The organism is Flavobacterium sp. LS1P28 (assembly GCF_003970335.1).
In the GTDB taxonomy this organism is placed as follows: domain Bacteria; phylum Bacteroidota; class Bacteroidia; order Flavobacteriales; family Flavobacteriaceae; genus Flavobacterium.
This window is the reverse complement of sequence record NZ_RYDI01000006.1, coordinates 73,939-98,947: the sequence shown is the minus strand read 5'-3', so window position 1 is coordinate 98,947 and position 25,009 is coordinate 73,939. Positions and strand designations below refer to the sequence as shown.

18 protein-coding genes are annotated in these 25,009 nt (G+C 34.0%); 7 read left to right on the top strand and 11 right to left on the bottom strand.

Annotated elements, in window-relative coordinates; genetic code table 11:
- Nucleotides 1-16: 16 nt before the first annotated feature.
- Together EKL97_RS06990 and EKL97_RS06985 are read right to left on the bottom strand one after the other, a co-directional pair.
- The gene (locus EKL97_RS06990; protein ID WP_317125233.1) at nucleotides 17-1,381 is read right to left on the bottom strand and encodes a HAMP domain-containing sensor histidine kinase; all 1,365 of its coding nucleotides are present in this window, start codon (nucleotides 1,379-1,381) and stop codon (nucleotides 17-19) included.
- Complete coding sequence (locus tag EKL97_RS06985; RefSeq protein ID WP_126568535.1) at nucleotides 1,353-2,702, bottom strand: sigma-54-dependent transcriptional regulator; 1,350 nt, start codon at nucleotides 2,700-2,702, stop codon at nucleotides 1,353-1,355. Before EKL97_RS06985 ends, EKL97_RS06990 begins: the two co-directional genes overlap by 29 nt.
- A 140-nt stretch (nucleotides 2,703-2,842) precedes the next feature.
- Between EKL97_RS06985 and EKL97_RS06980 the strand changes: the two genes are divergently transcribed.
- From EKL97_RS06980 to EKL97_RS06960, 5 genes are read left to right on the top strand one after another with little or no spacing between them, the layout of a single operon-like run.
- On the top strand, nucleotides 2,843-4,081 hold the full coding sequence (locus tag EKL97_RS06980; RefSeq protein ID WP_126568534.1) for an efflux RND transporter periplasmic adaptor subunit: 1,239 nt from the start codon (nucleotides 2,843-2,845) through the stop codon (nucleotides 4,079-4,081).
- Nucleotides 4,082-4,131: 50 nt separating this feature from the next.
- Entirely contained in the window at nucleotides 4,132-4,836 is a 705-nt protein-coding gene (locus tag EKL97_RS06975; protein WP_126459762.1) for an ABC transporter ATP-binding protein, read from the top strand.
- A 12-nt stretch (nucleotides 4,837-4,848) separates the two neighbouring features.
- Nucleotides 4,849-7,278 (top strand): ABC transporter permease, encoded by a 2,430-nt coding sequence (locus tag EKL97_RS06970; protein ID WP_126568533.1) that lies wholly within the window; start codon nucleotides 4,849-4,851, stop codon nucleotides 7,276-7,278.
- 2 nt (nucleotides 7,279-7,280) lie between these two features.
- On the top strand, nucleotides 7,281-9,707 hold the full coding sequence (locus EKL97_RS06965) for an ABC transporter permease (RefSeq protein ID WP_126568532.1): 2,427 nt from the start codon (nucleotides 7,281-7,283) through the stop codon (nucleotides 9,705-9,707).
- Nucleotides 9,700-11,007 carry a TolC family protein gene (locus tag EKL97_RS06960; protein WP_126568531.1) on the top strand — a complete coding sequence of 436 codons (1,308 nt, stop codon included), beginning with the start codon at nucleotides 9,700-9,702 and terminating at the stop codon, nucleotides 11,005-11,007. Before EKL97_RS06965 ends, EKL97_RS06960 begins: the two co-directional genes overlap by 8 nt.
- 148 nt (nucleotides 11,008-11,155) lie before the next feature.
- Here the strand turns inward: EKL97_RS06960 and EKL97_RS06955 are convergent, their stop codons facing one another.
- The 8 genes from EKL97_RS06955 to EKL97_RS06920 all read right to left on the bottom strand — a co-directional run bounded on the left by EKL97_RS06955 (nucleotide 11,156) and on the right by EKL97_RS06920 (nucleotide 19,764).
- Nucleotides 11,156-13,414 (bottom strand): acyl-CoA dehydrogenase, encoded by a 2,259-nt coding sequence (locus tag EKL97_RS06955; RefSeq protein WP_126568530.1) that lies wholly within the window; start codon nucleotides 13,412-13,414, stop codon nucleotides 11,156-11,158.
- Between the two features lie 212 nt (nucleotides 13,415-13,626).
- Complete coding sequence (locus EKL97_RS06950) at nucleotides 13,627-14,559, bottom strand: transglutaminase (RefSeq protein WP_126451587.1); 933 nt, start codon at nucleotides 14,557-14,559, stop codon at nucleotides 13,627-13,629.
- Nucleotides 14,560-14,579: 20 nt separating this feature from the next.
- Nucleotides 14,580-15,431 carry a substrate-binding domain-containing protein gene (locus EKL97_RS06945; RefSeq protein WP_126568529.1) on the bottom strand — a complete coding sequence of 284 codons (852 nt, stop codon included), beginning with the start codon at nucleotides 15,429-15,431 and terminating at the stop codon, nucleotides 14,580-14,582.
- The gene (locus EKL97_RS06940; RefSeq protein WP_126568528.1) at nucleotides 15,431-15,958 is read right to left on the bottom strand and encodes a GNAT family N-acetyltransferase; all 528 of its coding nucleotides are present in this window, start codon (nucleotides 15,956-15,958) and stop codon (nucleotides 15,431-15,433) included. Before EKL97_RS06940 ends, EKL97_RS06945 begins: the two co-directional genes overlap by 1 nt.
- A gap of 75 nt (nucleotides 15,959-16,033) precedes the next feature.
- On the bottom strand, nucleotides 16,034-17,158 hold the full coding sequence (locus EKL97_RS06935; RefSeq protein WP_126568527.1) for an SDR family oxidoreductase: 1,125 nt from the start codon (nucleotides 17,156-17,158) through the stop codon (nucleotides 16,034-16,036).
- A gap of 94 nt (nucleotides 17,159-17,252) precedes the next feature.
- Complete coding sequence (locus EKL97_RS06930) at nucleotides 17,253-18,122, bottom strand: nucleoside phosphorylase (RefSeq protein WP_126568526.1); 870 nt, start codon at nucleotides 18,120-18,122, stop codon at nucleotides 17,253-17,255.
- A gap of 119 nt (nucleotides 18,123-18,241) precedes the next feature.
- On the bottom strand, nucleotides 18,242-18,571 hold the full coding sequence (locus EKL97_RS06925; RefSeq protein ID WP_126568525.1) for a translation initiation factor: 330 nt from the start codon (nucleotides 18,569-18,571) through the stop codon (nucleotides 18,242-18,244).
- A 242-nt stretch (nucleotides 18,572-18,813) separates the two neighbouring features.
- Nucleotides 18,814-19,764 carry an isopenicillin N synthase family dioxygenase gene (locus EKL97_RS06920; RefSeq protein WP_126459743.1) on the bottom strand — a complete coding sequence of 317 codons (951 nt, stop codon included), beginning with the start codon at nucleotides 19,762-19,764 and terminating at the stop codon, nucleotides 18,814-18,816.
- 171 nt (nucleotides 19,765-19,935) lie between these two features.
- Here EKL97_RS06920 and EKL97_RS06915 point away from each other — a divergent pair, with 171 nt between their 5' ends.
- Nucleotides 19,936-21,912 carry a thiamine pyrophosphate-dependent enzyme gene (locus EKL97_RS06915; protein ID WP_126568524.1) on the top strand — a complete coding sequence of 659 codons (1,977 nt, stop codon included), beginning with the start codon at nucleotides 19,936-19,938 and terminating at the stop codon, nucleotides 21,910-21,912.
- A gap of 192 nt (nucleotides 21,913-22,104) precedes the next feature.
- Here the strand turns inward: EKL97_RS06915 and EKL97_RS06910 are convergent, their stop codons facing one another.
- Nucleotides 22,105-23,649 (bottom strand): hypothetical protein, encoded by a 1,545-nt coding sequence (locus EKL97_RS06910; RefSeq protein ID WP_126451594.1) that lies wholly within the window; start codon nucleotides 23,647-23,649, stop codon nucleotides 22,105-22,107.
- 154 nt (nucleotides 23,650-23,803) lie between these two features.
- Here EKL97_RS06910 and EKL97_RS06905 point away from each other — a divergent pair, with 154 nt between their 5' ends.
- On the top strand, nucleotides 23,804-24,979 hold the full coding sequence (locus tag EKL97_RS06905) for a 2-isopropylmalate synthase (protein ID WP_126568523.1): 1,176 nt from the start codon (nucleotides 23,804-23,806) through the stop codon (nucleotides 24,977-24,979).
- Nucleotides 24,980-25,009 lie beyond the last annotated feature (30 nt).

The following is a 25,009-nucleotide window of genomic DNA, read 5'->3' as shown; positions in this document are numbered from 1 at the left end:
AATCCAAAACAGAAATTTAATTATCAACCAGACAAATTACAAAAGCTGTTTCTTCACCTTCATTTTGATATGCCAGATACCCTCCGTGCGCTTCGACTATACTTTTAGATAAAGTCAAACCTATTCCGGCTCCTTCGTTACGAGTGGTAAAAAAAGGTAAGAATATTTTGCTTTCTATTTCTTTTTCAATGCCTTTTCCGTTATCGGTAATCTTAATAAAAATTCGCTTTTCTTTAACTTCTGCCGAAATAATAATCCGCTTTTTTTCTGTATCTGCCAGGGCGTAAATACAATTCGTCAAAAGATTAATCAATACATGTTCCATTTGTTGCATGTCAACATTTAGCCTGTGGTCGAAAGCAATCGTGTTTATGACTTCTATTTGTTCTTTTTTGAAAATTGGATCCATAATTTGGAAACTGTTTTCAACCATTTTCAACAATTCTGTTTTTTCTTTTTTGGGAGAAGGCAGCATGGCCAGTTTGCGGTAACTTTCAACAAATTGCTGTAGATGGTCGCTCCGCCTTAACATCGTGGCAACACTACTTTTCATATCGTCCAAGTCTTCCGTTGAAATGGTTTCCTGCTGAACTAAATCCTGTAGATTCTGAGAAAGTGACCGAATGGGAGTAATCGAATTCAACAATTCATGAGAAATAACTTTCATCAGATTGACCCAAGCCTCTTTTTCTTTTTTCTCGATTACATTTTGAATCGAATCCAGCAAAACGATAAAATAATCCTGATTGTAAATTTCACTCCTCGAAGTCTGCAGTACAAATGTTTGTCTGTCTTGTTGATTCACACGGATCTCTAATGACGTTTTAATTTCCTGAAAATCTTGCTCCTCGATAACTTCACACAAAGAAGGCAACTGATTTTTTAGATATTTCCATTTGGAAACTTTTGGAACGTTAAAATGTTTGGAAAAATAATCATTCATCAAAAATATATTCCAATCGGTTTCCTGTTTTTGCAGGATAATAATTCCAGTTTCAATATTGTTCAAAATAGAACGGTAAATAATGTCTTTTGAAACTTCTTCGTTTTGTTTGTTTTTTAGATTTTCATACAATTTGAATACGTTGGAATAATTTTTATACGATTTATGCTTTGAAAAATCAGAGGTGAAATCATTTTGCAAAATAGAAGTAATCGTTCTGTCGAAAAGTAAAAAGGCTTGTTTTACATAAAAATACATTTCAACGAGCAGTATAAAAATGATAAGGACACCAAATACGGCCGTGAAAACCAATCCTTTTTGAAAAAGAAAGAAGGAAATTCCGGTAGTCAAAAGAATAAGTAGCAATCTTATAAAAAGGAGATGGTATATTTTCCAGGATGTAAACATATTAGTTGGTGCTGATGTTATATTTTTCAATTCTTCGGTATAAAGCACCTCTTGACAATCCCAATTCCTCCGCCGTTTTACTGATATTGTTGTTGTTTTTCAATAGCATCTTTTCGACGGCTGCTTTTTCGATAGCCGACAGCTGAATATCGTCTGGATTATCCTCGTAAGTTGTTATTTGTTCTAAATCTAAGTCGGAAACCGAAATATGATTGTTCTCGCAAAGAATCACGGCGCGTTCTATTCTGTTTTCCAATTCTCTGATGTTTCCGTTCCAAGCATGTTTTTCGATTTGTTCCAATGATTTTTCATCAAAAGCGATTTCATCTCGTCCGTACTTAGCCATCATTTTTTGCAAGAGATAGTGAGCCAAAGGGATCTTGTCTTCGTTGCGTTCTCGTAATGGAGGCAAAACAATTTCCATAGTGTTAATGCGATAATATAAATCCTCCCTAAAGTTTTTATCTGCTACTTCTTGCTTTAAATTCAAGTTGGTGGCGGTAATAATACGAACATTCAAAGGTCTTGATTTGGATTCGCCCAATCGGGTTATTGTTTTGGTTTGAATAGCCTGAAGGAGTTTAGATTGTAGATGCAGTGGTACATTTCCAATTTCATCTAAAAAAATAGTTCCATTTTCAGCCAATTCAAAACGTCCCGGAGTATCTGTTTTGGCATCGGTAAAAGCTCCTTTGGCGTAACCAAATAGTTCGCTTTCAAAAATATTGGCATTCAAAGAACCCAAATCAACGGGAATAAAAGCATTATTTTTTCTTTCGGACTGCAGATAGATGTGATGTGCCAAAACAAATTTACCGGTACCATTTTCTCCAAGGATTAAAACATTGGCTTCTGTTATTGCGACTTTATCAGCCAGTAAATAAGCCTTTTTTATAGCCTCTGAATTACCAATAAAGAAATCATCAGTAGTGGCAAAATCAATTAGTTTCTTTTGTTCTTTGCGTGATTTACTAACAGCTTGTCTAACAATATTAAGCAATTTTTCGTTGTCCCAAGGCTTTAAAATATAATCAAAAGCCCCTGATTTTAATCCTTCAACAGCTGTTTCTACTTTACCAAAAGCGGTCATTAAAATAACAATTGTTTTTGGCGAAAGCGTTTTTATTTCCTTTAACAGATACAAACCTTCTCTTCCGTCCTCGAAACCTATTCTGTAATTCATGTCGAGTAAAACCACATCAATGGTGCTTTTTGACAATAATTCAACCACATTTTTTGGATTAGTGAGTGTATAAATGTTCTCAAAATGTTTTTTAAGCAGCATCTTAGCAGCAAAAAGGATGTCTTCCTGATCGTCAATCACTAAAATGCTTGCGTTTGTCTTTTTCATTAACTGTTCGTTTTTGGACAAAAAGTGTTCAATACTGAACACGTGAAATTTGTATTAAAAGTAAAATATTTAAAAATCAGGCGATTGCAAGGTTTAAAATTTTGGCACGAAATTGCTTTGTACACTTGAAAATAACAACAATGGACACCATCCTTCCTCGTAAAAATAATAAAAATAAGTATCTATTCATCGCATTGCCGCTTTTTTTGGTTTTGGTCTTTTTGGTTTATTCTTCAGTGACTAAAAAAAGGAGCCTGAATGTCAAAAGAGCAGAAATTACTATTAAAACAGTCGAAAATAATTTCTTTGAAGATTTTATCGTGTTTCAGGCAAAAGTAACGCCATTGAATTCTATTTTGATTAATATTACCGAAGGTGGCGCTGTTCAGGAAATTTATGTTGAAAATGGGGCGATGGTAAAAAAAGGACAAGCTTTGGCCCGACTTTACAATCCCAACACCGAGTTGAATTATATGCAACAAGAAACTGCCATTATCGAACAAATCAATAATTTGAACAAATCAAAACTCGATTTAAGAAACCAGGAGTTGAATTTGGCCAAAGATTTAATTGCAATAGAGCACGATTATTTGGATTCTAAAAATTTATACGATTTAAATAAGAAATTATTTGAGCAAGAAATCCTTTCTAAAAATGAATGGGAAAAAACAGTAGAAAATTTACGTTTCCAGAAAGAAAGAATGAAAATCATTAAGGAAAGTGTTACCAAAGAGAAACGGGCGAATCAAATCCAAATTGGACAACTGAATCAATCTATCGCTTTCATGGATAAAAGTTTGGGGATTTTGAGAACAAACAAGCAGCATTTTTTAATCTCAGCCCCGCTTTCAGGAAGACTTTCTTCTTTTGAACCGATCCTGGGGAAAACATACATTCAGGGACTAAGTATTGGGACAATTGATGTAATGAAAGGCTATAAATTGCTTGCCGATGTGGATGAGTTTTATTTGAACAAAATCACTGATGGCCAAAAAGGAACAGTCGATTTTAATGGAAAACCAATCCGTGTTCAGATTACGAAAGTCATTCCCGAAATAAAAAGTGGACGATTTGTGGTCGAATTGAATTTCACTTCCTCAGAAAGTTTGAATTTACAACAGGGATTGAGTTTTGGGGTTAAATTAAATTTGTCAGAAAAAACAAAAACAGTAGTGCTTTCCAAAGGAAGTTTTTATGAAGAAACCAATGGGAAATGGATTTTTGTTGTCAACGGCAGCAAAGGAGAACGAAGAGCAATCAAACTTGGGAAAGAAAATCCATTATATTATGAAGTTCTTGGCGGATTGAAAGCTGGCGAAAAAGTAATCACGTCATCGTACAAAGATTATAAACGGGCGGAAATATTAAATTTAGAATAAGAAATAGTAGGAAACATAAAAATAGCATCAATCAAAAAACGAACAATAGTATGATTCAAATTAAAAATCTTTCAAGAGTATTTAGAACCGAGGAATTAGAAACGAAAGCATTAAGTGAAGTTTCTATAACCATAAATCAAGGTGATTTTGTGTCCATCATGGGGCCTTCGGGAAGTGGAAAATCCACTTTATTAAATATTGTAGGATTGCTCGACAGCGCTTCCAGTGGAAGTTATCAATTGTTAAATCAGGAAATGATTGGATTGAAAGAAAAAGGAAAATCGAAAGCCAGAAAAGAAAATATTGGTTTTATTTTTCAGAATTTCAATTTGATAGACGAATTATCGGTTTATGATAATATCGAATTGCCATTGATTTATAACAAAGTTCCTTCTTCAGACAGAAAGAAAAAAGTAGAAGCAATTGCCGATAAATTAGGGATTTCACACCGATTAAAACATTATCCACAACAGCTTTCCGGAGGACAACAACAACGTGTGGCCGTGGCAAGAGCTTTAATTAACGATCCGAAAATCATCCTTGCCGATGAACCTACAGGAAATCTAGATAGCAAAAATGGAAATGAAGTTATGGAATTGCTCACTGATCTACATTCCAACGGAGCAACGATCCTGATGGTTACACATTCTGAGTACGATGCGTCTTTTTCCCAAAAAACAATTTTGATGAAAGATGGAATGATACTTTCAGAAAAAACAAATAGTCGTAATGTTGATGTGTTAATCAACCAATAAATTCTATCAATCATGCTAAAAAATTGGATAAATATATTTTTATACCATCTCAAAAAAAACAAGCTTTTTTCGGCTTTGAATGTTTTCGGCTTAGCGATTGGAATTGCAGGATTGATTTTTGCATTGCTTTATTGGAATGATGAACAAAGTTATAACGCTTGGAATCCAGAAAAAGATAATGTATTTCAGGTATTGATTGAAATGCCTGATGGAACCGTATCTGCAAATCAACCTCCGATATTAAAATCTTTGTTAGAAAAAGATCCTGAAATTGAAACTATCTTATATATGAAAGGGGATTATGTAAATGACCGGATTTTCTATAACGGAAAGAGTGAAGAAATCAACAAAATCATCAATGTTCAAAGTAATTTCTTTTCGTTTTTTCCTTTTAAAATTATTAAAGGAGACGCTATTTCAGCATTGAAAGATGAAACGAGTATTGCCATTTCGGAAGATGTTGCGAAAAGAGTTTTTGGTAACGAAAACCCTATCGGTAAACAACTAAAAGTTTTTTACGGAATGTTTGTTGTTCGCGCAGTTTATCGTATTCCTGGAAATTCGTCCATTGTCCCAGAGATATTGATTGACAGGATAGGAAGGAATTTAGATTCAAATAATATCCAACGAGATATTTTTAATTTTAAAGTCTTTCTAAAACTAAAAGCCTATTCTAACGCAGAGGATATCAAAAAGAAGATTGAACAAATATATTATAATGAATTAACGCTAAACAATGCGAAAGAACAAGGAATTAGACCTGATGATGTAATTAAAAGAGATGGCCGTATTAAAATTATTTTGGAACCGCTCTCAACCGCCAGATTGCACTCCGTTGTTGATGGCTATCCAGAGGGGAGAGGTAACTATCAGTTTCTACTTATAATGGTTGGTTTATCTGTTTTAATTCTCATTTTATCCATTGTCAATTATGTCAATATGGCTACGGCCAATGCCATAAAGCGAGCCAAAGAAGTGGGTGTGCGTAAAGTAGTTGGTGCATCAAGAGGCAATATTATTAGTCAATTCATTTTTGAAACAATCCTTATCAGTTCGTTTTCTATTTTATTGGCATTGGTAATTGTAGAATTAGGGTTGCCTTATTACAATGAATTTTTGGAAAAAGAACTAATAATAAACGGCAATGAATTTTATTTGCAATTACTTGTAATTTTTATGATTACCATTTTGGTTGCAGGGATATTTCCAGCGGTTTATATTTCCAATTTTGAAACCTTAAAAGTATTGAAAGGGAATTTCGGAAGAAGTAAAAGTGGCGTTTGGTTGCGCAACGGTATGCTGGTTTTACAATTTTCTATTGCGACATTTTTTATTATTGGATCTCATATTGTCTATCAGCAAGTCAACTATTTAAGCAATAAAGATCTTGGATTTAAGGGAGATCAAGTAATGTCTATAACTTTTACTCCCCCTGCTTCAGACTATTATCAGGAAGCGCCTTTATTGCAAAATATATTCAATAGATATACTACTATTAAACGGGAATTATCTAAGATAAAAGGAGTTGAACAGGCTTCGACAGGTATTGTTAAGTTTGGTGATGGCGCAATGTCTTCAAACGTTGCATATAAAGAGGTAAACTTTCAAGGACAAAATATGGCTGTTGATTTTGGTATGCTTGACATGATGAAAATTAAAGTGATAAAAGGCAGAGGTCTTGACGAAAAATTTGCTAGTGACACAATTAATTCAGTTATCATAAATGAAACAGCTCTCAAAATGATAAAGGAGAAAAATCCGTTGGGAAAAGAAATTGAATTGCTTGGAAAAAAATTAAAAATAGTTGGAGTCGTAAAAGATTTCAATCTATTTAGTCCAGAAGACCAAGTTCCGCCAATGACAATTTTTCATGCTACTTCCTTCAATATGTCTTACTCAGCCATTCGTCGAGTGTATGTAAAACTAAAAGCTGATGATATGGAAAATAGCATAGCCGATATCGAGAAATTATGGACTTCTAAAGTCAATACTGAATACCCATTCAAATATGATTTTGTTGATAAGGAGTACGCCAGAACCTATGAAACCTATGTAAAACAAAAGAATCTTTTTTCATTGTTAAATATTGTGGTAATTGGTATTGCGCTTTTCGGGCTGTTTGCTTTGGCTTCTTATTCGATACAAAGTCGGATGAAAGAAATTGCTGTCAGAAAAACTTTGGGTGCAGAAACCAATACTTTGCTTAAAGAATTATCAAAACAGTATATATTATATTGCGCAATCGGGTTTTTAATCGCTTTGTTTCCAGTGTATTATTTGTTGAACAAATGGCTCGAAAATTTCGCCTTTAGGATTGACATCACTGTATTTCCATTTGTTTTTGGATTCCTCATACTATTAGTTTTAACATTGATAATTGTGCTTTTAAAAGCGTATACCGCAACCCGAGTTAATGTTTTGCATTACTTAAAATACGAATAACCATGCTAAAAAATTGGACACGAATATTTTTATACCATCTCAAAAACGAGAAGTTGTTTGCTGCTTTGAATGTTTTAGGATTGTCAATAGGAATAGCAGGATTAATTTTTGCCATTCTATATTGGAATGATGAACAAAGTTATGATCAATGGAATTCTGAAAAAGACAAAGTATTTAAAGTTTTTTCTGATATAGGGAAAAATGTAATTTTTCCAACCAGTCTTGTTCCTTTAGAAACTTATTTAAAAGAGGATCCAAACGTTGTAAACGTGGTATACCACGATTATTATCAAACAGGTTTTTTTAAATATAAAGGACGAAAAATCAACACAACTAAAACTTTAAATACTCAAAACGATTTTTTCGAATTGTTCCCTTTTGAAAGGATAGCGGGAAATTTAAGCACTGCTTTACAAAAAGAGAATAGTGTGGCGATGAATCAAGAAACGGCAAAATTATTTTTTAAAGAGGAAAATCCAATTGGGAAACAAATAAATTATGAGGATACCATTTTAACCGTAACTGCGGTTTACAAAGTCCCAGGGAATTCCTCTATTAATCCTGCTATTGTGATTAACCAGATGAAAGAGCGGTATATAGAAAATAAAGATAGCTGGAATAATTTTGATTTTCATTTGCTGCTAAAATTAAAAGACCCAAATAAAGCAGAAGCGCTAACAAAAAAAATTAACGATTTATATTATCAAAATAAAACAGTTAAAGATGCAAAATCAGATGGAATCTCGGTCGAAGAATATATAAAAAGTTACGGTTCCATAAAATCAGTTCTAAACTCATTATGTACGATCCGATTGCATGCTTTTGCACCTGGAATGCCAGAAGGAAAAGGAAATTATCAATTCCTAGTAATAATGCTAGGATTATCCGTACTTATTATTATTCTTTCTATCGCAAATTATGTCAATTTGGCTACAGCCAATGCTATAAAAAGAGCCAAAGAAGTGGGTATTCGTAAAATCATTGGAGCCTCCAAAATGAATATTGTTTGTCAATTTATTTTTGAATCCATACTAATCAATCTGTTTTCGATATTTCTAGCCTTAGTAATTGTAGAATTAAGTCTGCCTTTTTATAATGAATTTTTAGACAAAGAATTAATCATATACGGAAGTCAGTTTTACATCCAGCTTATTTTAATTTTTATTATTACTGTAAGTGTTGCAGGAGTTTTTCCAGCTATTTACGTGGCTAATTTTGAGACTTTAAAAGTACTAAAAGGTAATTTTGGGAGAAGCAAAAGTGGTATTTGGTTGCGTAACGGAATGCTGATTCTTCAATTTGCTATTGCTAGTTTTTTTATTGTCGGTTCTTATATTGTTTATGATCAGGTCACTTATTTAGCGAATAAAGATTTAGGATTCAAGGGCGATCAAGTAATCGCTATTCGATGGATTATAGGAAAGGATATTACAAGCAAAAAAGAAGCAATTGAATTGATATTCAAAAAATATCAAACTGTGAAATCGGAAATCGCAAAAATTCAAGGCGTTCAACAAATTTCAACAGGAACTTTCAAGTTTGGTGGAGGAAATGATAGTAGTACAGGTTTTTCTTATAATGGAGAATATATCCAGGCTAAAAACTTAGCTGTAGATTACAATATGCTTGATATGATGCAAATTAAAATCAAAGAGGGAAGGAATATTTCTGAAAAACTAGCCTCGGATAGTATCAATTCATTACTAGTAAATGAAACGGCCTTAAGCATGATGAAAGAGGAAAATCCTATTGAAAAAACAGTAGTTTGGAACGGTAAAAAGCTAAAAATAATAGGGGTTGTCAAAGATTTTAATTTGTTGAGTCCGCAATCAAAAGTTCCTCCAATGGTTTTCTTTCATCTCAAAACTATTGATTGGATGCTATGGAATTTGGATTATATCTATGTAAAAATTGATGCAAAGGATTCCGAGCAAACTTTAGCAAAAATAGAGGGATTTTGGACAGAAAATGTAGATCAAGAGTATCCGTTTGAATATGATTTTGTGGATAAAGAATATGCCAGAACTTATGAAACTTATGTGAAACAAAAGAATCTTTTTTCATTACTGAATATTGTGGTGATTCTCATTGCTCTATTTGGGCTGTTTGCTTTGGCTTCTTATTCGATACAAAGTCGGATGAAAGAAATTGCTATCAGAAAAACTTTGGGTGCAGAAACCAATACTTTGCTTAAAGAATTATCAAAACAGTATATTTTATATTGCATCATTGGTTTTTTAATTGCTTTGTTTCCTACTTATTATTTGTTGAATATGTGGTTAGAGAATTTTGCTTTTAGAATTGAAATGACCTTGTTTCCATTCCTTTTTGGTTTTATTATACTATTGGTTTTAACGTTAATCATTGTTTTATCAAGAGCCTATCAAGCAACAAAAACAGATGTTTTGAAATATTTAAAATATGAATAAAAAAATTGTTTTTACGGTTGTCTTTTTAGCCTTTTGTGCATTGGCAAGTGCTCAGGATACTTCTTGGTCGCTAAGCCGTTGTATGGAAACGGGATTGCAGAATACTATCGAAATAAAAATTAGGCAGCTAGAAATAAAAAGAACAGAGCGATCACAAAATTCGGTTTTAAATCGAATGTTGCCAACTATCAATTTAAATGGACAACAAGGGTACATTTTAGGTTCCACGATTGACCCAGCCACTAATGCAAGGGTAAGTTCTAATTTTCAAAGTGATAATTTTTATCTCAATGCCAGAACGAATCTGATTGATTTCGGCGCATTTGCGAATGCTCAAAAAGATAAAATCAATATCGAACAAGCCAAAGCCGAAAAAGAAGTTTTAGAAAACGAATATAAACTGCAGCTTTTGGAAAGCTATTATCAGGCACTTTATACTCAGGAATTATCTAAAATTCAAAATGAACAACTGAAACAAGCTGCTTTTAATTTGGACAGAGTAACTAAAGAAGTAGCAATTGGTAGCAAACCTCAAAGCGATTTGTATGATATGCAATTGAGCTTTTCGGAGGAAGAAAACCGAAATTTGGAAACCGAACAATTGTATGCTATTAAAAAAATGCAATTGTTCCAACTCATGAATGTTAGCGATACGAGCCTTTATGATGCAATTGTATTGGAGTCTTATTTTAACGAAAGAGCCACCGAAGATTTTGATCAACAAATATTTAATCCTAAAATAAAGCTTGCGGAACTCCAATACGAAAACAGTTTGAAATCAATTAGCGTAGAACGCGCTTTCAATTTGCCAGTGTTATCAGCCTATTACGGGTTTTCCTCTTTTTATTATAAAACTTTAAACCAGATGAATTCAAACACGGATGCTTTTTTCACTCAATTAGAAGCGAATAAAAGTCAGCAGATAGCAATGCAATTGACAATTCCGGTTTTCAACGGATTTAGAAATAATAAAAAAATTAGTGCTTCAAAAATAGAAAGTGAAAAGACAAATCTGGTTATCGAACAGACAAAACAAGTCTTGCGCAATCAAATTGAATTAGAAAATCAAAACAAAAGAAATTATAAGGAGTTTCAAGATAAATTGAACCAAAAACAGTCTTATGCGAAGGCGTCTCTGGCCACTACCCAAGCCAAATTTGAAAGCGGAAAAGTGGAAGCTATTTTATATTCATCAGTAAAAAATCAATTTATTTCTGCAGAATATGAAGTGCTAAAAAACAACCTTCGGCTGCAATATGTAGACCTGAAGATTAATTTGTTGAAAAATAATAGTTTGTAAATTATAAGATGTAATTAAATTGCAATGCTAACTTATTTAAATCCGGTAAAAAACGGTTTGTAAGTTCAGTATGAACCACAAAAAAACTCCATTAGAAATAATGGAGTTTTTTAAGTTTAAAGAAAATTACTTTTAAGAGTTTGAATCCTTATAATGCAATTGGTGCTGCAAGACAACTATCCGGAATGTCAAATGCTTTTACTAATGAGACAGCATCCGGCCTTATTTCCCAGCAAAGCTGATTGACCATCTTGCGTATGGCTTTTGTTTTTATCCCCTCCATGTAGCCATCTTCAAGATACCAGCCTTTATTTTTCTCCATTTGTGAAAGCGCATACAACCGGCATAATTTTGTCACTATTTCCTTGTTTTTCTGATCTTCAATAGCTTGTACGGCTTTTTGAAACTGCTCCAGAACAATTCGCTCCAGATATGCCTGAGCCACATCAATCATGTGGTGCTGCACCACATTAAAGGCATCATAAGGTTCAAGTCCACCATCAATCAGTTTTTTTAATCGTTTTGCTGCCGATGCCAATATCGTTTTTTCCCTATATTGAAAGGCATCCAGATGAAAGGCATCCTCTAATAAATGATCCTCATCTGTTTTTCGGGTTATAATAGGATTTTTTTTAGCAATAGCAGTTTTAGCAGTCTCAAAAACGTAATTTATTATACCCATAGCATCCATTTCTCCAAATGTCTTGCGGAATTCCGACAACCTGTTTTTAGCAACTAATTGCATTAATACCGTATTATCCCCTTCAAAGGTTGTGTAGATTTCGGTATCATTTTTCAAGGCATCGATCCTGTTTTCTGATAGGTATCCTTTGCCACCGCATGCTTCACGGCATTCCTGCAAAATAGCAGTAGTACTCCAGGTTGAATACGCTTTCATTCCGGCAGCCAAGGCTTCAATTTCTGGCATTTCAGTTTCTGTTCGTTCTAGGTATCTATTTGTCACGTATTGCAACGCAAAATGAATAGCATACGTTTTTGCCAGCAAAGGCAGTAGCCTGCGTTGGTGTATTCTGTAATTTAAGATTGGAACTTCTGAACCGCCTTCGGGTCCAAATTGCCTGCGTGAGTCGCTATACTGTATTGCTATTGTTAATCCGGATTTGGCTGCCGCCAAAGCAGATCTCGGAATCCCAATTCGGCCGCCAACCAAAGTGCCTAACATCGTAAAAAAACGGCGATTGTCACTTGGAATTGGACTTTCAAATTTTCCTTCATCATTTACCGAAGCAAATCGATCCAACATGTTTTCTTTTGGAATAACGACATTTTCAAAACGAATGGTACCGTTATCAACGCCATTAAGTCCCATTTTATGTCCGCAATCACTAATAGTAATGCCTTTCAGGATTGTACTATTAGTATCCCGTATTGGAACAATAAAGGCATTTACGCCGTAATCCATTTCATCAATAATCAATTTAGCAAATACCGTAGCCATTTGACCGTGTACTGCCGCATTGCCAATGTATTCTTTCTGCGCCTTTTCATGTGGTGTATGAATGATAAACGTTTGGTTGTCGTGGTTATATGTAGCAGTTGTTTCTAATCCTTTTACATTTGAACCGTGATTGGTTTCGGTCATGGCAAAACAGCCGGGCAACTTTAGCGAACCAATATCTTTTAAGTATTTGCTGTAATGTTTTTCGGTACCTAGTGATTGTATGCTCATTCCCCAAAGCCCGAATTGCACTCCAAATTTAATGACCAGACTCAAATCATGGTAGCTTAATGTTTCCATTATAGCAAAATAATCGGCACTATTTTCACCGCCGCCGTATTTTTTAGGATACGCCATATTTCCCAGATTTTCTTTTGCAAGAATTGTGCACCAATCGTATACTTTTTCACGATAAACCGCTATATCAGTCGAAGTTTCATAGGCAAAATCCGGTCGACTGATGACCGTTTTCACTTTTTTAATAATAGCAGCCTGTTTGCCATCCAGAATCTGAGTTAGTTTTTCTATGTCGAATGTGTTGCTCGTATGATAATTTGAAGTAACGGTTTTTGCCGTTTTTTTTAAATTTGAAACGGCTTCTTCACCTAAAATTCCCAAATCGTTTTCCAGTTTCATAAAATCAGTCGCAAGATCTTTGATAACAGAATTTTTTTCTGCAAGTACCATTGAAACATCAAATATAGATTTCAGCAAAGGATTCTGATCAATAGCAGTATCTATTTCAAATTTCCACTCCGCAAGTTCTATTCTTGAAGGAGGTGCTGAAACCGTTACTTTTGAAAGTAGATATTCCTGCTCTTTTCTGGAAATCCATTGTTGTGAGCGTATGAACTCTTGCAAAGTAACAAACTCTTTTTGAGTTAAAAGATCGTCTGACCAAGCAAGGTAAAATAAAGGAATAAAGGCTTTGAGTTTTGAATTTTCCATAGCACACTTTAATTAAAATAATATTTTCAGTTGGGTTAAGATAGAAAAAATTAATGAATAAAATGACGTAACAACGGGATACTTCTGTATTTAGAGCGGAAAATAACTCTCAAAAAGTATCAAAAAAATTAGAAAATACTGCAATTGGTTTTTCTTTAAGATTCATTAATTTTTATCAAATGAGAAGTATTAGTACTAAAAAAAGCTTTTAATTAATTCAAGGTCAAAGCTCCTAAAATTTCTTCTGATAAAAAAGGACCTCCGGGATATCTGGCCGTATAATCTAAATTCATCCAGATTTGGCCGCGTTCATCAACATGATAAAAGAGTTTTTTTTCTTTGCTTTCATTTACAAAAAGGATATTTTTAATTAGAAAATTTACTTTTTCTAAATCAGTAACTGAACCAATCAAAATTTCCGGATAAATATGCCCTTTGGTATGAATCAATCGCGGTGTACCGCCAATAGCTTTGATGCTGGCTGCCATTAATATCGAATGGTCATCGCAATCACCCGAAAAATAAAGTAAGGACTCCGTGGCTGTTGCTATATAATCCCCGCCTTTTGGATCGCTGACGTAGTTCCACCGATTGTTAATTTCTTTGAAAACTGCAAAACACTGGATAATAGTCCTGTAATCCGAATACCCTTTTATATCTTTAAAATGTTTTGACGTTGCCATAATTGCAAAATTTCTAATTTTAGGATTTTGATATTCTATCGCATTAATAATCTTAGATTTACTAGGGAAAGGAAGTAGCTTAGCAATGATAATATCTTGCGGATATGGATTGTCTGACATGGTATACATGATAGAATTGTAATCTTCAAAAACGCTGTTAAACCCATAATTCCCTATAGTAGAACCATAAATTAAAATTAAAAAATAAAGGATAATACAAAAAAGAATAATCGTTCTCATGAACCGCAAGAGCACTTGAATAACGACTATCATTACTATAAACAGAACGACTCTATCAATATTAAGAGGCCAATTTGGGTTGATTAAATTCTGATGTAAGATGATAAAAACCGGTATGGCAATCAATATGTTCAGGACAAAAATAATAACGTCATCCCAAGGTTTTGCAACCTGAAATTTTTGTTTAATTCCTTGAAAATTGATTTTTTTTATTTTTATCATGGTAGCATAAAAACAATAATCTAGACTGCTTTTACAATGTCTTCAAAAGTACCTTTTTTCTCGATAATTTTAAGTTGAAAAAGCTGATTTTGAATTTTGTTTAACATTTCAACAGTTAATGGTTTTTGTGACCACTGTGTTAACGATAGCCATTCTTGAATATCTTCTATTTTTTGATGGTAATTTGAAGCCAACGTTTTGTCAATACTTGGAATGTCTTTGAAATCTTCTGTAGTTTGATTAATGATTGCCAGAATTTTTGAAATAAGGACTGGATTATTTTTCAAAAATTCTTCTCGAACCGCAATTACAAAACAAGGCCACGGAGTAGGGCAATCAGCAATTCTTCCGAAAATACCTTTATCGACTAATGGTTTGGTCATAAAACGTTCCCACATAAAGTAATCGGCAGTTCCATTTGTTAAGGCTTCAACAGCGCCGTCGATAGTATTTACAATTTCAAAGTGAAGATTATCTGTTTTCCAACCTTGATTATTGGCATTGACATAGGCCATTAATTGCGAGCCGGAACCCAATCTGGAAATGGCCACTTTGGTGTTTTCTAAGTCTGCTACTGTCTTATAATTGGAGTTAGCTGCTACGTGAATTCCCCAAATTAATGGACTTTCTACATACAGCTGCACTATTTTACTTGGGTTTCCGTCAACGATATCTTTTACAATTCCTTCGGTTAGGATTACGGCGATATCTGTTTCGCCATCACGAAGCATTTGACACATTTTTCCGGTTCCTTCAGGAACATCAGTCCATTGTAAATCGATATTTTCTTTTTCGAAATCTCCGCTTTCTATGGCTAAATGCCAAGGAAGATTAAAATGTTCCGGAACTCCGGCTATTTTTATTGTGTTCATTATAGGTTAGGATTTTTTAATTCGTACCAATTCCAAGAAACACCATTTTCCAGATATTGTTCCGTCATTTTTAGTCCAATTTTTTTTAATATTCTGTTTGAGGCAATATTATCCGTGTGTGCTGCTGCTTCCATAATTTTTATTTTCATTACATTAAAACCATAATCCAGCCAGGCAAAACTGGCTTCGCTGGCGTATCCTTTGCCCCAGAATTTTTCATTTAACCGATAACCAATATCATAGAAATGAACTTTGTTATTTACCATTTCAGTGTTGTATTTTAATCCGGCCCAACCCATTAATTCATTAGTTTCTTTCAAAACAACCACAAATCGCCCAATATTATTTCGAAAGTATTGTGCTCTAACAAGTTCTATATAGGAATGTACTTCGCTAATATCCGTCAATGGTTTGTTCCAAAGATATTGATGTACCTTAGGATTGCTGTCCATTTCAAATAATGCGTCGGCATCTGAAAATAGCATTTCTCTTAAAATTAATCGGTCGGTTTCTAAAATAAGATTCATGTTTTATTAGAAATTTCATGGTTAACGATTTAGTCTGGTAGCAGTGGTATTATGTCATTGCGAGGAATGAAGCAATCACACATTAATATCTTTAAAATTATTCAATTTTGCATACCGAATCATATTGGTGAAGGCTTCCTGATCTAGTTTGGGTATTTCCAGAATGGAGTTCAACAAAGTGGTATCGTATTCGTTGGCAGCTGTAGTAAAATACGGATTTAAATGTTTTCCAATGCTTTCATAATACAGTTTTTCGATGGTGTTTTTGTATTTGAAGTCAAACGAATTTTGTATTAAGGTAAAATTGGTATAGCCCACTTCCCTCATGATTAACTGTAATCCATCTGCCATATTGAAACTTTTATGATGTACAATATTAAGCTGTTCAATATCGTCTCTTTGAAACGTATTTACAATCACTTTTGCCACATAATCCACCGGAATAATGTTCAAAACGGTGTCTTCGTTAACGATAAAACGCACATTTTCTTGTTCTCCTTTTCGTTGGGAAGTAAAATGAAAAAATTTTGCCAAAAGATAAAAAACCATATATTTTGAAATAAAATACGGATTTTCAGTTCCTAACATTTTGCCTCCAATCACACTTGGACGCAGAATTTGAAAAGGCAAACCAATTTTTTTACATTCTTGTGCTATAAAATTTTCCGAATGGAATTTAGCATTTTCATAGGCATTGCGATGCTCGGGTTTGAATCCTAAACTATGAAAATCATTGTCAATTAATCCTTTTCGGTTTCCAGATGAAAAAGCAGTTCCGATGTAGATAAACTTTTTTATAAAAGGATGAAATAGATTGAAAAGGGATTTTGTGATTTTAGTATTCTCTTCAAAAATCTTTTCGCGTTGTTCTTCATCGGTAGATAAATTCACAAATCCCGCCGAATGAATGAAATACGCATCTTTTATTTGGCTTGAAAAAGTGTCCTGAATGACAGCCAAATCAGTATCAATGATTTCAATGTATTCGTGCAGTTTTGCTATCCCTTTGTCTTTTATGATTTGTGGTGTATAGCTGCTGGATAAAAGTTCGTTTATTCTATCTAAAGCGGAGTTTTTTCCTTTATTTCGGGCAATAATAAATAGTTTTCCATCAATTTTAGTGTTGATGAAAAGCTCCAGAATTTCATACATAATATGAGATCCCAAAACTCCTGTTGCACCTGTAAGTATTATTTTCATTATCATTTTGTTCTAAAAACAAATGTAGTTTTAAAAAAATTAAACAGCACTTTTTTAAAACTACAATTGGAGAAGATTTTGAAAATTAATTTCTCTATCCTAAAGCAATTTTTTCTAATGTATACGCAATCAATTCATCAACGGCTTTGTATGGATCTTTGCTAAATGTTCCCGAAGCACGATTGGCAATAATGGCGTTTAATGATAATGCATTGTGCCCTAAAAGTGCCGATAGTCCATAAATAGCTGCAGTTTCCATCTCCAAGTTCGTGATATGGTTGTCACCGAATTTAAAATTATCCATTTTAGAATTTAATGCTTCATCTTGAATATTCAAACGCAACACGCGACCTTGAGGACCATAAAAACCACCTGCAGTTGCGGTAATTCCTTTGTGCATTTTGTCGCTTTCTATAATTTTTTCCAATTTTTCGGAACAAGCAATCACGTATGGTTTTCCTTTTCGTAAATCCCAATTGGTGTGTTTTACAAAAGCATCTTCCATTTCAAGATTCGAAACTTCGTCAATCAAATAGGAGCGGAGCATGTTATCCAATCCTAATCCGAATTTTGATAGTACAAAACTGTCCACAGGAATATCCGCTTGTAAAGAACCCGAAGTTCCAATTCGGATGATATTCAATGAAGTCAAATTTTCTTTTGGTAGACGGGTTTCCAAATCAATATTGACTAAAGCGTCCAATTCGTTGATAACGATATCAATATTGTCAGGACCAATTCCTGTGGACATTACAGTAATTCGTTTGCCTTTGAAAATCCCGGTTTGGGTTTTGAATTCTCTTTTTTGTGTCGAAAATTCAATGCTGTCAAAAAACTGTGTGATTTTCTCCACGCGATTTTGATCTCCTACAAAGAGGATATCGTGTGCAATATGTTCTGGTTTTAAATTCAAATGGTATACGCTACCGTCTGGATTTAATATTAATTCGGATGATTGTATCATTATTAAAGTATTTTTTGCTCTCCTTAGCCCTCTCCAAAGGAGAGGAAGCCGATTCCTGATTTAGATTGTATTCTTTTATTTCGTTTTGGTTCCTCCCCATTGGGGAGGTTAGGTGGGGATTACCCTCCCACACGTTTTACTTTAAAGCCTTTTTCTTTTAAAATAATCATTATTTTATCGCGATAATCACCTTGAATAATGATAGAGTCGTCTTTAAAAGTACCGCCAACACTCAATTTGGTTTTAATTTCCTTAGCAAGAACTTTAAAATCGGCGTCGGTTCCTTCATAACCCTCAATTATAGTGGTTGCTTTTCCTTTTCGCTTTTCGAATTTGCAAATCATAGGCTCCTTTTGAACGTATAATTCGTGTGTCACTTCTTTAATTTGCTCTTCAGGCGATGGTTCGTGATCCGGAAAAAGGTTTTTTAATTGGTCTTGTAAGTCCATATTATATTTAAATTATTTTTTACCACATAGAATCATAGCCATATTTTATAGAATGAGGCGTTTTACTTTTTTACAGTAAAACATTGCTATGTAAATCCAAAAATGGTCTATATTGTTCTCTTCTATCTCTGTTTCTATGTGGTTAAAATTATGCTGTTTTCTTTAAGTCTCCACCATTAAAAAAAAACAAAAGACATTAAGCATACACTTAATGTCTTTTGGTATCTGAAGTAAATTTAAGTTTATTTTTTAATAAGCCCTAAATCTACTAAACGTTCGTATAAATAGGCTCCCGAAGTAATGTCTTCGAATTTTTTTGGATGTTCTGCATCAATACAGTTTTCCAAACAATTCAATTTCATATCACTCACCGGATGCATAAAAAACGGAATAGAATACCGTGAAGTTCCCCATAACTCTCTTGGTGGGTTTACCACCTGATGAATGGTCGATTTCAATTTGTTATTCGTATGACGCGATAACATATCACCCACATTGATCACTAATTCATCCGGTTCTGCAATGGCATCAATCCATTCTCCGTTATGATTTTGCACTTGTAACCCTTTCCCTTGCGCACCCATCAACAAAGTAATCAAGTTGATATCACCGTGAGCAGCAGCACGAATAGCATTTTCTGGTTCAGACGTGATTGGTGGGTAGTGAATAGGTCGTAAGATTGAATTTCCATCTTTGGCATATTGGTCAAAATAAAATTCATCCAAACCAAGGTGAATTGCCAAAGCTCTTAAAACATAAACACCGGTTTTCTCCAGCATTTGATAGGCCTCCTTACCGGCTACATTAAAACGAGGCAGTTCTTTTACTTCGACATTTTCAGGATATTCAGAAGCATATTTTGAACCTTCGGATACGTATTGTCCAAAGTGCCAAAACTCCTTCAAATCGCCTTCTTTTCTGCCTTTGGCATGCTCTGTTCCAAAAGAAATATACCCTCTTTGTCCGCCAATACCAGGAATTTCATACCCGTGTTTTGTTTCTAAAGGTAAAGCGAAAAAATTTCGGATTTCACCATACAATTCATCAACCAACTGGTCGTTTAAAAAATGCCCTTTGAGTGCTACGAAGCCAATATCTTCAAATGCACTTCCGATTTCATTTACAAATTTTTGTTTACGTTTCGGATCGTCCGAAAGGAAATCACGCAAGTCAACACTAGGAATGTTTTGCATACTTTTAAATATTTTTTAATAACTTGAAGGTTAAAAACCTTGCAGATACAAATGTAAAGAATAATTTTATATCTGAATTTTAAAACGTACAAACAATGTAAAAAAATATAACAAAACAATATCAAACTGTTATATTTTTTTATCTTTGAACCATATAATAAAACGGGAAAAATGACCTTTGACAAAAAAAATCTTACTGACGATCAATTATTAGATTTATATAAAAGAATACTGAAACCAAGACTGATAGAGGAAAAAATGCTGATTCTTATCCGTCAGGGAAAAGTATCAAAATGGTTCTCTGGAATAGGTCAAGAGGCAATTTCTGTTGGTGTTACGGCAGTTTTAGATTCGGATGAATACATTTTGCCAATGCATAGAAACCTAGGAGTTTTTACCGGGAGAAACATTCCGTTGTACCGTCTTTTTTCGCAATGGCAAGGCAAAGCCAATGGTTTTACCAAAGGGCGTGATCGCAGTTTTCACTTTGGAACCCAACAATATAAAATTATAGGAATGATTTCGCATTTAGGTCCGCAATTAGGTGTGGCTGACGGAATCGCTTTAGCCAATAAACTAAAGAAAAACGGAAAAGTTACTGCCGTTTTTACAGGCGAAGGAGCAACAAGTGAAGGCGATTTTCATGAAGCGTTGAATATTGCTTCGGTTTGGGAATTACCGGTTTTATTTGTGATAGAGAATAACGGGTATGGGCTTTCAACACCTACAAATGAACAATACCGTTGCGAAAACCTGGCCGATAAAGGAAAAGGCTACGGAATGGAAAGCCATATTGTTGATGGAAATAATATTCTGGAAGTTTATAATTTATTATCTGAATTAAAAGCTTCGATGAAAGAAAATCCACGTCCTGTTTTATTGGAATTTAAAACCTTCCGGATGCGTGGACATGAAGAGGCGAGTGGGACTAAATACGTTCCGCAGGAATTAATGGACCTGTGGGCGATTAAAGATCCAGTAGAAAATTATAGAAAATACTTGTCAGAAAATGGGATTCTTACCGCGGATTTTGACGCTGCTTTACATGCTGAAATAAAGAAGGATATTGATGAAAGTTTGGCTATTGCCAATGCCGAACCAGAAATTAAAGCTACTTTAAGTGAAGAGCTAAATGATGTTTATAAAACGCATGTATTTGAACAAGTTAACCATTCAGAAAAAAAAGAAAATATTCGTTTTGTAGATGCCATTTCTGCCAGTTTGAGACAATCGATGGAACGCCATGAGAACTCAGTAATCATGGGCCAAGACATTGCTGACTATGGTGGTGCTTTCAAAATCACAGATGGTTTTGTAGCGCAGTTTGGCAAAGAGCGTGTCATCAATACGCCAATTTGTGAAAGTGCAGTGGTTTCGGCAGGAATGGGATTGTCTATAAATGGCTATAAAGCAATTGTGGAAATGCAGTTTGCCGATTTTGTTTCGACAGGATTCAATCCAATTGTGAATTTATTAGCCAAATCACATTACCGATGGTTAGAAAAAGCAGATGTTGTAGTCCGAATGCCTTGCGGTGGCGGAACACAAGCTGGGCCTTTTCATTCGCAAACCAATGAAGCTTGGTTTACTAAAACACCGGGATTAAAAGTGGTTTACCCAGCATTTCCGTATGATGCGAAAGGATTATTGAATACTTCCATAAACGACCCAAATCCGGTACTGTTTTTTGAACACAAGCAATTGTACAGAAGCGTTTATCAAGAGGTTCCTTCTGATTATTATACGATTCCACTAGGAAAAGCGGCTTTGTTGAAAGAAGGAGATCAGGTTACGATCATCTCGTTTGGTGCCGCAGTGCATTGGGCTTTGGATACTTTAGCAAAAAATCCTGAAATTTCAGCGGATTTATTGGATTTAAGAACTTTACAACCTTTGGATACCGAAGCTATTTTTGCTTCGGTAAAGAAAACGGGAAGAGTAATTATTTATCAGGAAGACAGTATGTTTGGTGGAATTGCCAGTGATATTTCGGCAATGATAATGGAAAATTGTTTCAAATACCTAGATGCTCCTGTAAAACGAGTGGCAAGTTTAGACACACCAATTCCGTTTACTAAAGCATTGGAAGATCAATATTTGCCGAAAGGCCGATTCGAAAATGACCTAAAAGAACTATTGACGTATTAATTTTTAAATTATAAGTAGGTTATTTTTAGCGTTTTAATTCTAAAAATAACCTAATATCCAATAGATAATTATGAAAATTAAAATTGTGCCAAAACAGCCGCCGCCTAGTTTTTTGGCGCCGTAACCTGCGAGAATTGTTTTAAAAAATCCGTTCATCCGTTTAAATTATTAAGGGCATAGTTCCACTTTATTTTATCGATTATTCAATTTTGCTTTTTCCTTAATGATATCGCTTATTTTTCGGTTTTCGATTTTGCTTTCTAGCCAAGAAATAATATCCAAATAAAGGAAAGCTCTTTTTTCATAGGTGTTTTTCTCCAGTTCTATAAATCTTGTTCTCATTTTTACAAATTCTTTTTTGATATCTGTTGGATAAATGGAGTTTAAATTTTTCAAAAACTTAATAATTTCTTTTTGCACTTCATGCAAATCATTCATTTTGATTAGGAATTTATAGGTGTTTTTCAATTGATTTTCCAAATAATAATCTTTTCCTAATTCATAATGAGCTATCAAACAGAGTAATCTGGCAAAACACATTAAATCTTCTCGCATGGAAAGATTTTTATTGTTTATGATTTTCTCCAAATAAAAAATACAATCTGTATATTTTTCATTCCCAAAATATATAGAAGCAAATTTATAGTAAAACAGCATTTCGTGGTGTTCATCAAGATGATCGGTATGTATTTTCAACTTGCCTAGAACTTCAGGAATTAAGTATTCTCCTTCTGCAAAAGTACCTTCCAGTATATGATAATTTAATTTATTATTATATAAATACAGAAATGATAAAGATGCAATATTATCATTTACAGGAAAATGGGAATCTTTTATGGTATTTTCCAGCAGTAATAAATATTTTTTGAATTTTGATTTGTACTTCAGCATGTATAGAGACTCCAATAAATAATGATTGCCTTTCAGGAAAAACACCGGATTTAAATGAATCATACTTGGGTTGTCATAAAAAAGAGTCACCCACTTTAAAGCATATTTGTAACAGGATAAAAAATCCTGAACTAAAAAGCTTCGCCAAAGATTGGCATTGTAAAACCAATATTTCTCTCTGAAACCGAACTTTTTCTCGTCAAATCTTGAAATATGCTTGTTGAAATAATCATCTATATAGGTGTATTCTTCGTCGCTTTTTACATATCCGGTTTTAAGCATAATACCATACAATTGCAAGGATAAATTAGATAATTTACTGGAAATGGTATTGCGATAATTCAGTTCTTTAGCCTGAATAACCAATTCATCTGCGCGTCCTTGAATACTTCGGGTTATGTATTGGGATTCAATGAGTTTCTCAAATTCTACAATTTCATAGGCCATGAGTTTTTCGTCATTTTCCAACGCTAAAATCTTTGTTTTATCCAAGATTTTTAAACTTTGTTTGTACAGCCCTTTATTGTACAAAATAGCGGCAAAATCAATCTGTTCTCTTAGCTGATATCGAATATTCTGACTGGGAATATTCAATCGGATGCTTACTAAAATTTGTTTATATAAATACGATTTCAGATTGGATAATTGTACTTTTTTGATAATCCCACTTTTCAAAATAAGCTTCTCCTCATAGACTTCTGATTTGTCTAAAACATTAAATAACTCGATGAATTTTGTATTGGAACTGGTTTCTAATCGGCTGGCAAAAATCTTAAATTGTCTTTTTTCAGATTTTGAAAGCGATTTAATTAATACGAACAAGAAATCTTTTTGATGGTTAGCCATTGTAGAATAGTGTAGCTTAATGTTTTGTAATTCAATTGTTTACTAAGTTTTTTATTGCTTTATAAACAGTATATTTCATTAAATTGAGTTTTATATTAACGTAATGAAAGATATTTTTGTTATCAAGTTGTGAAATTACATTAAATAAATGAAAATGAATAGAGAGAAAGTTCAAATTTTTGATACCACCTTGAGAGACGGCGAACAAGTTCCGGGATGTAAATTAGATACCAATCAAAAACTAGTCATAGCCAATCGACTGGACGAAATGGGTGTTGACATCATCGAAGCGGGTTTTCCGGTATCTAGTCCAGGTGATTTTTTATCTGTTTCAGAAATAAGTAAAATCGTTAAGAATGCAGTTGTTTGTGGATTAACCAGAGCGATAAAAAATGACATAGATGTTGCGGCACAAGCCTTAAAACATGCAAAAAGACCAAGAATACATACCGGAATAGGAACTTCGGAGTCACACATTGTACACAAGCTGAATACTACCAGAGAAGATATTATTGCCCGAGCAAAATTTGCCGTTTCCCATGCTAAATCGTATGTTGAAGATGTGGAGTTTTATGCGGAGGATGCTGGTAGAACGGACAACGAGTTCTTGGCTCGAGTCTGTGAAGCAGTCATTAAATCAGGTGCTACCGTGCTTAATATCCCAGATACAACTGGCTATTGCTTGCCGGAAGAATATGGCGCAAAGATTAAATATCTAAAAGAAAACGTCAAAGGAATTGATAACGTAATCCTGTCATGCCACTGTCATAATGATTTAGGAATGGCTACAGCAAATTCAATTGCAGGAGCGGTAAATGGAGCCAGACAAATTGAATGTACCATAAACGGAATAGGCGAAAGAGCCGGAAATACAGCACTGGAAGAAGTAGTGATGATTTTCAAACAACATCCGTATTTGAATTTAGATACCAATATCAATACCCGTCAGCTGAATGAAATGAGCCGATTAGTATCTGAAAGTATGGGAATGATGGTGCAACCCAATAAAGCAATTGTTGGTGCTAATGCTTTTGCACACAGCTCCGGAATACATCAGGATGGGGTAATCAAAAACAGAGCGACTTATGAAATCATGGATCCGTTGGAAGTTGGTGTCAATGAATCATCAATTGTTCTTACCGCCAGAAGTGGCAGAGCAGCATTGGCCTACAGAGCCAAAAAAGTGGGGTACGAACTTTCAAAAACACAATTGGATGTTGTGTATATTGAATTTTTGAGGTTTGCCGATATCAAAAAAGAAGTCCTTGATGATGATATTCATCAAATAATTGAAGCCTGTAAAATGAGTAAGGAAATAATCCTCAACTAAAATATTTTGATTTCTATTACAATTTAAATC